Raw genomic sequence first — 12,975 nt, forward strand, 5'->3', positions numbered from 1 at the left:
TTAATAAGTGTTGAAATTTGATTCTGTGATCTTTTCCATATACATTTGTTTGAAAACGCGACAATGGCTGGTAACACTTACGGCACACTATTTAATCTTACAACATACGGTGAGTCTCACGGTAAAGCTATAGGAGGTATACTAGATGGATGTCCTGCTGGTTTAGAAATAGACTTTAAAGCGATACAACGTGACTTAGATCGTCGTAAACCAGGACAATCTAAAATTGTGACCCAGCGCAAGGAACCTGACACGGTAGATTTTCATTCTGGAATATTTGAAGGAAAAACTACAGGAACTCCCATAGGATTTCAGATTGTAAACACCAATCAAAAATCTAAAGACTATAGTCATATTAAAGATACCTACAGACCTAGTCATGCAGATTATACCTATGATAAAAAGTATGGAAACCGTGATTATCGAGGAGGTGGGCGCTCTTCTGCTAGAGAAACAGCATCTAGAGTTGTTGCAGGAGCGATCGCAAAACAATTCTTAAAAAATATAAACTTCTTTGCTTTTACCAGTGCGGTAGGAGATTTAGTGATGGACACTCCTTATCAAGAGTTAGATTTTTCTCAAATTGAAAAAAATGAGGTAAGATGTGCTGATCCCGCTTTCGCGAAAGCGTGTAAAGAAAAAATAAAACTTATCAAAAAGGAGGGAGATACCATTGGAGGAGTAATCACCTGTGTCATTCAGAATGTACCAATTGGTCTTGGAGAGCCTGTGTTTGATAAGTTGCATGCAGAACTTGGAAAAGCGATGCTTTCTATTAATGCAGTTAAAGGCTTTGAATACGGAAGCGGTTTTGCAGGTGCACAAATGAAAGGTAGTGCTCACAATGACCACTTTAATACAGATGGATCTACAAAAACAAACCTTAGCGGAGGTGTGCAGGGTGGAATTTCTAATGGAATGGACATTTACTTTAATGTAGCTTTTAAGCCTGTTGCAACAGTTATGCAAAAACAAGAAACTATTAATGCAACAGGAGAAAAGGTTGTGATGCAAGGTAAAGGACGTCACGATCCTTGTGTAGTGCCTCGAGCTGTACCTATTGTAGAGGCTATGGCAGCGCTCGTCATTGCAGATTTTGTACTTCGTGACAAAACTGCTAGATTGTAATTTTTTTAAAAACTATTAACTATATACTTCTTATTTTTAATTATTCATTAAGTGAGGTTTTATTCTCCTTGTTGAACAGATACTTAATTCATTATGAAAATAGCACTACATTGGAAGATAATCATTGGTTTAATTTTAGGCGTCATATGGGCTTTGGTCTCATCTTCTCTTGGTTGGAGTCAGTTTACTATCGATTGGATTTCGCCCTTTGGTACTATTTTCATTAATCTCTTAAAGCTTATTGCAGTACCTCTTGTATTATTTTCTATCATCGCTGGAGTTGCTGGTATAGGAGATCCTTCTAGCCTTGGACGTATGGGTGGTAAAACGTTACTGGCTTATTTAATTACAACTTTATTAGCTGTAGGTTTAGGGCTTACACTTGTAAATATAATTAAGCCAGGAGCTCTAGTTGATCAAGAAAGCCGCATTGATAATCGTATAAGTTATGAGCTGTGGGCACAGGAACAAAGTGTCGAAATAAAAGATGGTATTAATTATTTACAAGACCCTGCCTTTATGGAGCGTGCGGGGCGCGTTAATGAACTAGTAAAATATAAAGGGGAAGATGCTACGGTTGCAGAAAAAATGAAAACTGCAAACGAAACTACGAGTGCTGGACCTCTCCAACCACTTATTGACCTCGTTCCGCAAAACTTTTTCAAAGCATTGACGGATAATGGATTGATGCTTCAGATTATTTTCTTTGCTATTTTCTTTGGAGTGAGCTTATTGTTTATTCCGACAGAAAAATCTGCTCCCGTGATCAAAATTGTAGATAGTATTATGGAGGTGTTCCTAAAGATGGTAGACTTTGTAATGCAAGCATCTCCATTCTTTGTATTTGCTTTATTAGCAGGTGTTATTAGTAAAATGGCAGGGGATGATATAGGTAAAGTGGTAGAAATATTTAAAGGACTCTCGTGGTATTCCCTTACTGTATTTTTAGGCTTGGTGTTAATGATATTTGTCGTATATCCTCTTATCGTAAAATTGATCGTTCGTTCAATACCATATAATGGTTTCTTTAAGGCAATGGGACTAGCTCAAACAACTGCTTTTTCTACTTCTAGTAGTGCAGCGACATTACCTGTTACGATGGAGTGTGTAGAAGATAATCTAGGTGTAGATAAGAAAATTACCAGTTTTGTACTGCCTATAGGTGCCACAGTCAATATGGACGGAACAGTTCTATATCAAGCAGTAGCTGTAGTTTTTCTAGCGCAATTACACATGATAGATCTCACCATAGCACAACAACTTACTATTGTTCTTACGGCAACTTTAGCTTCCATTGGTTCTGCTGCGGTTCCAAGTGCGGGACTGGTAATGCTCATCATAGTTCTCGGATCTGTAGATTTAAATCCAGCTTGGATTGCCATTATTTTTCCAGTAGATAGAATATTAGATATGTGTCGCACGGTCGTGAATGTAACTGGAGATGCAACTGTTTCTTCAGTGATTGCAAAAACTGAGGGTATGATTCATTATGATCCTACTAAAAATCCTGATGATGCCTTTGATCCTGAAAAATAATTTCTAATTGTTTATAAAAAAAAGAGGCTTCTTATAGCCTCTTTTTTTTTATGTGATCAGCTTAAAGGATTTTATAAATGTTTTAAGAAGATGTTAAACCGTTTTCTGTAATTTACTCCTGCTAAAAACCAACGAATGAATATTTGCTTTATCATGTATCCTTGGGAAGATATGGATCCCGAAAATGACACTACATTATCCCTTATACACGAGTGTGTAAAACGCAATCACGGAGTAGCAATCACCACTCCCGCAAATTTGACCATACGCGATAGTGAGACATTTGCTTTTTGTCGAGCCATTAAACGCATGGAAAAGGCTCCTAGTAATCTCAAATCTTTTCATAAGAAAGTAGAATTACGTGAGGAAATGTTACCACTTGCGGGCTTTGATGTAATTGTATTACGCAGTAACCCGCCGCTTGATATGATTATGCTTAACTTCTTAGATTCTGTAAAGGACGATGTTTTCATAATGAATGATATTGACGGAATACGTAGAGCAAATAATAAATTATATACTGCTGCTTTTGAAGATAACACACGTGAATTTATACCAAGAACACACGTAACTAAGAATAAAGATTACTTAATTAAAATGATTAAGGAGTCTGAGGAAGATAAAATGATTTTAAAACCACTTAATGGTTTTGGAGGGTCTGGCGTTATCCTAATTGAAAAGCGTGCAATGTCTAGCATAAGATCATTATTAGATTTTTATATCGATAACAAAGATGGAACTACTAATTATGTCATCCTTCAAGACTATATCCCAGGTGCAGATCAAGGAGATGTACGTATTCTCATTCTTAATGGTAAACCTATTGGAGCCATGAAGCGTGTGCCAGGAGATGACGATCACCGATCTAATGTCTCTGCAGGTGGCTCTGTTCAAAAGCATACACTGTCTAAACAAGAGAAAGAGCTTTGTAGAAGAATAGGACCAAAACTTGTTAAGGATGGACTCTATTTTGTGGGAATTGATGTAATTAATGGAATGCTCGTTGAGGTTAACGTGATGAGCCCGGGTGGTATTACCTACATTAACAAAGTTTATAAAACTAGATTACAAGAGAAAGTTATTAATTTTATTGAAGATAAAGTACTGGAGCGTGTTGCTAGAATAGAGCGTCGAGCAAAACTTCGTAAAGCTGTTGAGGATGTTTAAACTTACTATTGCAGAGATGATTGCCAAAATAGGTAAAGAAGAGCCTTTTGAGGCTGTTGCTCACGACTATTCATTCACCTTAAAAATAGAGGAGTATACACATTTTTTATGTGCTGCCGTACATGACGGACATCAATTTAGAAAAGAATTGTGGGATAATTGTTTACATACAGCATATGATAGATGGTACGAAGAGGATCCATGTACAGGTCAAATGATTCAAACAATGCCTATGGTTTTAGTAGGCTGCGATAGTCGTTTTGAGTACGATCTTAATCGAGCACCAGACGTAGCTATCTACGAAGACGCGTGGGGCAAAAAACTATGGAAGAACCCACTTTCTTCAGAAGAGAAAGAGAGGAGTTTATCTAAGCATCGGGAGTTCTATTATGTGGTAGAGGCACTACTATCAAAGATGGAAGAAAAATTTGGCGCCGCGATTGTTTTTGATATGCATTCATATAATTGGAAGCGATGGGATAGGCCGGTTCCTGTTATTAATCTTGGAACAGAAAATATTGATAACGATCGCTTTTCTGCTTTCGCGAAAGCGTGGAGAGATTCATTGGCATCCATCGAATTACCAAATGATATTCAGACCACTGCGGACATAAATGATACCTTCCAAGGAAATGGATATTTTCTAAAATTTATCACAGAGCATTTTAAACAAACACTTGTTCTTGCTACAGAGTTTTCTAAAATCTATTGTGATGAGTTGACGCAAATTGTATACCCTGAGATAGTGGCAGCTATTGAGGAACAATTGAAAGTAAAGCTGCGTAACCAAGCAACCCTTTTTTATAATGAATATATAGTCAAGAATAGTTTACTCCCAGAGTGATTTATCCAGTATTGGCTATTTTTGCACTTAAATTCATATAATGCCTTTGCAAACATTAGACACCAACACCGCACTTTTTGAAATAGATCAAAATATTAATAAATTAGTGCGTGATATTGAGTTGCTTACGTACCTTAACCCTATCAACATTGAGAATGAGAAAAAACGTTTTTTTGCGTCAAAATATTCTGAGAACCCAATATTTAAATACCGAAAGCTCAAATTCAGTCCTTATAAATTACAGCGCAAGTTTTTTAATCAAAGATTAGAGCATATAGAAGATGAGGAGATACGATTACTATATCGAGATATTATCTATGAATATTCTGGATTAATACAGTGTATAGAATCTATAGGTAAGGGTAAACAATTTTATTATAATTCGCTCAGAGTCTTTGGAACTCCAAAAGAAAAAGATGTTGAGAATGCAAGATTTATATTACACTTTGGAGATGATGATGGTGATGCAGATTTTGTAGCACAATATAGTGCAGACGATGCGCAATCGTATTTTGAAGACTTTGGTAAGCGTTATGACTTTGATTTTAATATAAAACAAAGCACTAATATCGCAGCTGCGGCCATGGTGCTTAACTCTTCAGACACTTTGGTTCTTAAAAAATTTCATAAATATTCTGATAATCAAATCAAGGTATTAGCAAATCATGAAATAGGCGTACATGTAGTAACAACAAAAAATGGTAAAAGTCAACCCTTAAAAATTTTTTCAAACGGGTTTGTAAACAACACAGAAACCCAAGAAGGCCTTGCAGTTCTTAGTGAATATATGAGTAATAATCTCACGATGCGTCGTATGAAAGAACTAGCGCACCGAGTAATCGCTGCAGATAGTCTTATTAAGGGATATAACTTTGCAGATACATTTGACTTATTGTTCAATCAATACAAGGTAGATCGAGATACTGCCTGGCAAATAACATTAAGAGTACATCGTGGAGGTGGTTTTACAAAAGATTTTTTATACCTCACAGGTTTAAAAAAAGTATATGATTTTTATCAAGAAGGTCAAGATCTTGGGGTTTTACTTACAGGAAAAGTATCTTTAGAAAACGCATCTATTATTGACAAAATGATAGCGATGGGGCTTGCTAGGCCCAGTCAATTTATAACTGATTCATTTAGTGAAAATTTAAACACTAATAAGAAACTAGATTTTATACTCCGTAACCTCAAATAGACAATAAATGATCAAAACGATAGCATTTGATGCAGATGATACACTTTGGGTTAACGAGACCTATTTTAGAGATGCAGAAGATCAATTTTGTAATTTACTGACAGAATATATTTCGTTTGAAGAGTGTCAAAAGCGACTTTTTGAAATGGAATTACGCAACCTTCCATTATATGGATATGGTATTAAACCCTTCTCATTATCACTAATAGAATGTGCCATAGAACTTACAGAGGGTGACGTCTCCACAGAGATAATAAGTGAGATAATTGAGATAGGAAAGGCCATGCTCAATGCACCAGTAAATACGCTTGACGGTATTGAAAATGTTTTACAACAACTTTCTAAGAAATTTAAACTCGTAGTGGCAACAAAAGGTGACTTACTAGATCAAGAGCGTAAACTTAAAAAATCTGGGCTGGCATCTTACTTTCATCATATAGAAGTAATGTCAGATAAACAACCAGAAAATTATACTAAACTTGTAAATCATTTAGACATAGAGCCCTCATCTTTTTTGATGATTGGGAATTCACTCAAATCAGATGTAATTCCGGTACTTGAAATTGGTGCACATGCGTTTCATATTCCATTTCATACCACTTGGGCACACGAGACAGTAGATTTTGAAGTTAAGCACGAGCTTTTTAAATCCTTTGATAGTGTAGAGGATATTTTAAATGATTTAATGTGACTTACAAGTACGCTTTCGCGAAAGCGTATCACCCTATATTAAAATAACAGCTATGAACTTTCACACGAGAAAATGGATTAAACCAGAAGATTTAAACCCAAATGGAACACTATTTGGCGGTCGATTGTTACAATGGATAGATGAAGAAGCAGCATTGTATGCTATCATACAATTAGAAAACCCGCGTACGGTAACTAAATATATGAGCGAGATTGATTTCCGTGCCAGCGCAAAGAAAGGTGATATTATTGAAATAGGTATAGAAGTCACAAAATGGGGAACGGCATCATTAACTTTAAAGTGTGAGGTTCGAAATAAGATGACTCGCGAAATTATTATCACTGTAGATCGTATTGTTATGGTGGGTCTTGATGAGAAGGGTAACTCTAAACCACATGGTAAAACACAAGTTGAGTTTGTGCGTGATCGCTTAGGGGAATCCTAAGATGTGATTACTTTATATTATACTTTACTACTAGAAATTCTAATTTTGACTCACAATGTTAACATTATCTAAATCTCAAGTAGCTAGCAGTACCAATTATTACTTTCTAAACAATTGATATCAAATTTTATGAGACATCTACTTACTTTAAGCTTACTGGTTCTTTTTTTAGTCCCTAATTATACCTTAGCGCAACGTAAAAAGAAAAGAAACAAAGAAAATACAAAGGCTGAGGTATTAACCAATAAAAAGGACATAAGTAAAGATGCAATACAACCTTACGGTAAGGTAATCACAAAGGAAGCAGTATCTGATTCTGGTTTATTTATTGTTCATAAAATAAAAAATAATTTTTTCTACGAAATTCCATTTTCTCACCTTCAAAAAGATATGCTGTGGGTAACCCGTATTGCTCAGATCCAAAATGGTCTAGGTGGAGGGTACTTAAACGCTGGATCCAAAACAAATGAACAAGTAGTGCAATGGAAACGTTTTCAAGATAAAATTTTATTAAAAATTAAATCTTATGCTAATATTGCAGATAGTACTAAGGCTATACGTACTTCCGTAAATGTAAATAATTACGAGCCTACTCTATTTGCATTTGACATAAAAGCATTTAACAATGATTCAACCTCTGCGGTTATTAAGGTCACAAAACTTTTTAACACAGATGTGAAGGCTATAAGTGGTTTAACAGCTCGTGTACGGAAAGAATACAAAGTAAAGAAACTAGATGCCTCACGGAGTTTTATTCATTCTGTAAAATCTTTCCCTCAGAATATAGAAGTAAAACAAGATTTTACATATCAGGCTTCAGAACCTCCTACAGAAAGAAATGCAGAGAGTATTAGTTTACAAATTAATCAATCAATGGTTTTATTACCAGAAGAACCGATGCAGCCTAGATTGTATGATCCGAGGGTTGGATTCTTTACCGTAAATCAATATGATTATGGAAGCGACGCTTTAAAAGCAGATAAAAAAACGTACATCCGTCGTTGGCGATTAGAACCTAAAGATAAAGAGGCCTATAGAAGAGGTGAGTTAGTAGAACCTATAAAACCCATTGTTTATTATTTAGATCCAGGAACTCCAGAAAACCTTAAAGAATATATCAAGCAGGGCATTGAAGACTGGCAAAAACCTTTTGAAACAGCAGGGTTTAAAAATGCTATTATAGCAAAAGATGCTCCAACTCTTGAAGATGATCCAGATTTTAGTCCTGAAGATATTCGATATTCTGTAGTACGCTATGTAGCAAGCACTACTCGTAACGCTGTAGGTCCAAGTGTATCTGATCCTAGGAGTGGAGAAATTATAGAAAGCGATATTATTTGGTATCATAACCATTTGCGCAGCTATAGAAACAGGTATCTTTTAGAAACAGGGGCTGCAAACCCTAGTGCACGCACCTTAGATACTCCAGCAGAAGAAATAGGGGAGATGATGCGTATGGTTATTGCACACGAAGTAGGGCATGCCTTAGGTTTCCCTCATAATATGGCAGCCAGCTACGCTTATGATGTTGAGTCTTATAGGGACGGAGCATTTACACAAGAAAACGGAATTGCCGCTAGCATTATGGATTATGCACGGTACAATTATATTGCGCAGCCAGAAGACACAAATATTAGGTTTATTAGACAGATGGGACCTTATGATCACTACGCAACAAACTGGGGCTATCGCTGGATTCCTGGAGCAATGACAGCAGCTTCAGAGGAGAAAACTCTCAACCAATGGATACTTGAAAAGCAAGGAGATCCTAAATTTATATTCGGCAGGCAGTCCAGTAGTTTTGACCCTCAGTCTCAAACAGAGGCAATAGGGGATGACCCTATTAAAGCGAGCACTTATGGAATAAAAAACTTAAGATATGTTGCACAGAATTTAACTAAATGGACTTCTGATAAGACAAATGATTATCAAGATTTAGAAGAGCTTTATGGAGAACTTTTGAGTGTATATAGTAGATATATAGGTCACGTAGTTGCTAATGTAGGGGGAATTTATGAAAATTTAAAATCACCATCTCAAGAGGGAGTCATCTATAGGCACCAAGATAAAGAAGTTCAAAAAGCTTCCATACAGTGGTTACGTAATAATCTTTTTGAAACACCAAACTGGTTAGTGGATCCATCAATTCTACAAAATATAGATCACGCTGGTTATTTTGAAGATGTTCGTCGTATACAATCTAGATACTTAAATAGATTATTGTCTTTTGATAGAATAGGAAGACTTATAGATGCAGAGACTACTCAATCTCATTTCTATAGTGCTTTAGATATGTTTTCAGATCTTCGTAAAAGTATTTGGTCAGAAATTAATATAGCCACTTCAGTCGATGTATATCGTCGTAATTTACAAAGATCATATCTCAATAGAATGGAGCATCTTATGAAAGATGATGGCCCTGAAAGTCGTAGATCGAGACCAGGCTTTGAAGGAAGACTTAATTATGATGTTGCTGCTTCTGATGTGAGACCTATCGTTAGGGGTGAATTAAAGGTACTCCGTAATCAATTGAGGTCTGCTCGTAATACGTCAGTTAATACAATTACAAAGTACCACTATAGTGATGCTATAGCAAGAATAGATCGCTTATTAGATCCCAAATAAATCATCTAATTTCAACAAATCAAATTCCGTTATAGAGAAGATGTTTTTATCTTGAGGGATTTCAAGATAGAGAACAAGACAAAGCATAATTATTAATCGAAGAATCATCCTAAAGGTGACGCAAAAAAAATACCGATCACAACGTGGATCGGTATTTTGATAAGTAATAGTTATTTATACTATTCTTGACTATCGATAAAGGATTCTTTGGTTTTGAATTGAACTTTTTCTAGTTCATTTTTATTAAGATACTTTTGGAATTTAGCAAGCGGTTTCGATTTTATTTTTTCAAATTCTTCTTTTGCCTTAACAAATCTTTGCGTTAAGAGATTAATATTATCTCTTTGGGCGGCACTAGGCGCTTCGAAATTAGAGGCAACATCACTGTAGATTGTACTTAATTTCTCTCTTAATTGTGGTGGTGCTGTTCCTACATAATTATCGCCAGTAGTGACAACTAATGTATTTTTAAGAGCCGTAAGTTCATTAATAAGTGGCTGTGCAGTCTTTATAGCTTTGGTATTATTTTTAATCGCATTTGTGGCTTTCTCATTAATATGATCAATTTGATATACCATATATGCCAGATCTTCTTGAATCTCAAACAATTCCTTGCTGGTTTTGTATTGTTCTATGCGCTCTGTATCTGTAATGAATGATTTTGGATCATTTTTAATCTCAAAGGTAGTCTCATAAGTGTCTTTTCCTTTTTTGAGAACAGCTTTATACATTCCCGCAGGAGCTCTTACGGAAGTAAATCCTCCAAAAGCAAATGTTTTTGCAGCTGCAAGCTTTGGGCTTTTGGTAGTATAGTTCCATGAAACTATGTTAATACCCTTTGATTTACCAGGAGCTAAACTCGTGACTGTATTTCCATCCATATCTTGAATTTCTAAAGTCATTTTGCCAAAGGTGTGACGCTTTTTAAGATAATACTTAATCTTAGCCGCTGTTCCTGGATTAGGACCTACAAATTCCAATTCTGTTGCATTACTACCAAATCCACCTTCTTCTACCATTACACCAGTTTTTGTGTCAAAGAAGTAAACATCCTTTTCTAAAATTTCTGGTTTAATAGCTCTAAGAATACTAATGTCATCAATAATAATAACACCGCGACCGTGAGTTCCAGCTACAAGATCATTAGTTTTCTTTTGTAAATCAAGAAAATGAACCGCGGTAGGAGGAAAGTTGTTTGTAAACTGAGACCAGTTTGCACCTCCGTCTACTGTGATATATAATCCCTTTTCTGTTCCTAAAAACAATAGATTTTCATTTTTATAATCTTCTTGAAGATTACGCGCAAATATTGGAATGTCTTCAGTTACGATACTCTTCCAGCTTGCTCCATAATCTGTAGTTTTATAGACATAAGGTTTCATATCTCCGCGTGCGTGTCCTTCAAAAACTGCATATGCGGTTCCCTCACCATGAACAGAAGCTTCAATATGATACACCCATGTGTTTGCTGGAAGTTCTGGCACGTTTGTGACTACATTATCCCAGGTAAGACCACCGTCTTTTGTTACTTGGACGTTACCATCATCAGTTCCTACCCAAATAACATTTTCATTGACTGGAGATTCTGCAATCGTGAAAATAGTTGTATGTGTTTCTGCTCCAGAATTATCTGCGCTAAGACCACCAGAATTTTTTTCTTGCTTTGCAGGGTCATTTGTCGTTAAGTCTGGAGAAATTACCTTCCAAGTATCTCCCATGTTTTCACTTACATGTAAAAACTGGCTACCCATATAAAAGCGATCTGGCTGGTGTACACTAGTAGCCATAGGAGGATTCCAGTTAAAACGTAAATCTGCACTTCCTTTTGCAGGTAATGGTTTTACATTCTTAGTATAATTGCGCTCCATATCATAACGCCAGACGTTATCTGCACCTTGCATTTCAGAATACAAAATCTCTTTTGTAGGGTGGGGTAATACACGGAAACCATCACCTACTCCTACACGCACCCAGTCCCGTGCCTCTATACCTCCTGGAGAAGCAGAAGGTCCGTACCAAGAACCATTATCTTGCAGTCCGCCATATATTCTATATGGTTCTGCATTATCAACACTTATTTGATAAAACTGCGAAAGTGGAAGGTTAGAAACAATTTCCATTGTAGTACCACCATTCCAAGTACGATATACTCCTCCATCTGTTCCTACATGCATAACGTCAGAATTATTGATATCAAAGACAATATCATGTATGTCTGAGTGCATATTCCCTAAACTTTTAAAAGTGTTACCACCATCCCTTGAGATAGAACCACTTAATCCACCTTTTACAATGACATCAGGATTTCGGGGATCTACAACGATTCTTGAAAAATAAAATGGACGTACTGTTAAAGAAAAATCTCCATTGGTTTTTACCCAGTTAGCTCCACCATCTTCAGATCGATAGAGACCTTTATCCTCATCTTGTTCTGATTCTATTACTGCATACACAATATTTGGACTCGAGGGAGCAACGGCTACCCCTATACGCCCTAATTTTCCAGAAGGAAAACCATTATGAATTTTTTTCCAATTAGCCCCACCATCTAGCGATTTGTAGAGTCCAGAATTGATACCTCCAGAATTAAAGTCCCAAGCTGTACGTCTATGCTCCCACATAGAGGCATATAGAATATCTGGGTTTGATGGATCCATTAAAAGATCTGCAACTCCAGTTTTTTCATTTACGTATAAAATTTTATTCCATGTCTTACCTCCATCTATGGTTTTGTATACCCCACGGTCTTCGCTATCACTCCAAAGTGCTCCTAACACCCCAACATATACAATATTTCCGTCTTTAGGATGTATTTCGATACTTGCAATGCGTTCACTATTTTCAAACCCTTCAATTTTCTCCCAGTTAGACCCGCCGTCGGTAGTGCGATATAATCCATCTCCTACAGAAACAGAGTTACGAGTCCATATTTCACCTGTACCGACCCAGATTGTCTGGTCAGGATCATTAGGATCTACAGCCACTTGTCCTATGGACTGTATATAGTCATCAAAGATAGGCGAGTAGCTGGCCCCACCATCTTGTGATTTCCAAACACCGCCACCCGCAGTACCAGTGTAAATAATTTGGGAATTTGTAGGATGTGTTTCCATATCGATAATACGTCCAGACATTAATGCAGGCCCAATCTGCCTAGCGGTGATATCACCAAATAGTTCTTTACCCTTAAGCGCAATCTCTTGTGCCTGTAGGGGAATTGATAATGATGCCATGCATAAGCATAGCCACAGATGTTTTGTTTTCATAAATGTTGGTTTAAAGATCTAAATATCAGTTATTTAATTGTGCTGTCTTAATTTAATGTTCTTTAGATAACTCTA

General features: G+C 36.4%; 9 protein-coding genes. 8 read left to right on the forward strand and 1 reads right to left on the reverse strand.

What is annotated here, in order from left to right; all coding sequences use genetic code 11:
• The first annotated feature begins 63 nt into the window (after positions 1 to 63).
• The 8 genes from aroC (at position 64) to OD90_RS01225 (ending at position 9,634) form a co-directional block, all read left to right on the forward strand.
• Positions 64 to 1,128 carry a chorismate synthase gene (aroC, locus tag OD90_RS01190; protein WP_144665491.1) on the forward strand — a complete coding sequence of 355 codons (1,065 nt, stop codon included), beginning with the start codon at positions 64 to 66 and terminating at the stop codon, positions 1,126 to 1,128.
• 90 nt (positions 1,129 to 1,218) lie between these two features.
• Complete coding sequence (locus tag OD90_RS01195) at positions 1,219 to 2,664, forward strand: dicarboxylate/amino acid:cation symporter (RefSeq protein ID WP_144665493.1); 1,446 nt, start codon at positions 1,219 to 1,221, stop codon at positions 2,662 to 2,664.
• 135 nt (positions 2,665 to 2,799) lie between these two features.
• A complete protein-coding gene (gshB, locus tag OD90_RS01200) occupies positions 2,800 to 3,831 on the forward strand; it encodes a glutathione synthase (protein ID WP_144665495.1) in 1,032 nt (343 codons plus the stop codon).
• Entirely contained in the window at positions 3,824 to 4,675 is an 852-nt protein-coding gene (locus OD90_RS01205; RefSeq protein WP_144665497.1) for an N-formylglutamate amidohydrolase, read from the forward strand. Before gshB ends, OD90_RS01205 begins: the two co-directional genes overlap by 8 nt.
• A 40-nt stretch (positions 4,676 to 4,715) precedes the next feature.
• A complete protein-coding gene (locus OD90_RS01210) occupies positions 4,716 to 5,873 on the forward strand; it encodes a flavohemoglobin expression-modulating QEGLA motif protein (RefSeq protein WP_144665499.1) in 1,158 nt (385 codons plus the stop codon).
• A 7-nt stretch (positions 5,874 to 5,880) separates the two neighbouring features.
• The gene (locus OD90_RS01215) at positions 5,881 to 6,564 is read left to right on the forward strand and encodes an HAD family hydrolase (protein WP_144665501.1); all 684 of its coding nucleotides are present in this window, start codon (positions 5,881 to 5,883) and stop codon (positions 6,562 to 6,564) included.
• Positions 6,565 to 6,616: 52 nt separating this feature from the next.
• Positions 6,617 to 7,009, forward strand: coding sequence for an acyl-CoA thioesterase (locus tag OD90_RS01220; RefSeq protein ID WP_144665503.1), 393 nt, complete (start codon positions 6,617 to 6,619; stop codon positions 7,007 to 7,009).
• Positions 7,010 to 7,138: 129 nt separating this feature from the next.
• Complete coding sequence (locus tag OD90_RS01225) at positions 7,139 to 9,634, forward strand: zinc-dependent metalloprotease (protein WP_144665505.1); 2,496 nt, start codon at positions 7,139 to 7,141, stop codon at positions 9,632 to 9,634.
• A 179-nt stretch (positions 9,635 to 9,813) separates the two neighbouring features.
• Here the strand turns inward: OD90_RS01225 and OD90_RS01230 are convergent, their stop codons facing one another.
• Positions 9,814 to 12,900, reverse strand: a complete 3,087-nt coding sequence (locus OD90_RS01230; RefSeq protein ID WP_144665507.1) for a WD40/YVTN/BNR-like repeat-containing protein — start codon at positions 12,898 to 12,900, stop codon at positions 9,814 to 9,816.
• Positions 12,901 to 12,975: the final 75 nt, after the last annotated feature.

The sequence above is a fragment of the Dokdonia sp. Hel_I_53 genome (assembly GCF_007827465.1).
GTDB lineage: Bacteria > Bacteroidota > Bacteroidia > Flavobacteriales > Flavobacteriaceae > Dokdonia.

Bases quoted from the DNA above. Each gene is read 5' to 3' on its own strand.
- OD90_RS01225 (WP_144665505.1), top strand. From the start codon at position 7,139: ATGAGACATCTACTTACTTTAAGCTTACTGGTTCTTTTTTTAGTCCCT.
- OD90_RS01215 (WP_144665501.1), top strand. From the start codon at position 5,881: ATGATCAAAACGATAGCATTTGATGCAGATGATACACTTTGGGTTAAC.
- OD90_RS01220 (WP_144665503.1), top strand. From the start codon at position 6,617: ATGAACTTTCACACGAGAAAATGGATTAAACCAGAAGATTTAAACCCA.
- OD90_RS01230 (WP_144665507.1), bottom strand. From the start codon at position 12,900: ATGAAAACAAAACATCTGTGGCTATGCTTATGCATGGCATCATTATCA.
- OD90_RS01210 (WP_144665499.1), top strand. From the start codon at position 4,716: ATGCCTTTGCAAACATTAGACACCAACACCGCACTTTTTGAAATAGAT.
- gshB (WP_144665495.1), top strand. From the start codon at position 2,800: ATGAATATTTGCTTTATCATGTATCCTTGGGAAGATATGGATCCCGAA.
- OD90_RS01205 (WP_144665497.1), top strand. From the start codon at position 3,824: ATGTTTAAACTTACTATTGCAGAGATGATTGCCAAAATAGGTAAAGAA.
- aroC (WP_144665491.1), top strand. From the start codon at position 64: ATGGCTGGTAACACTTACGGCACACTATTTAATCTTACAACATACGGT.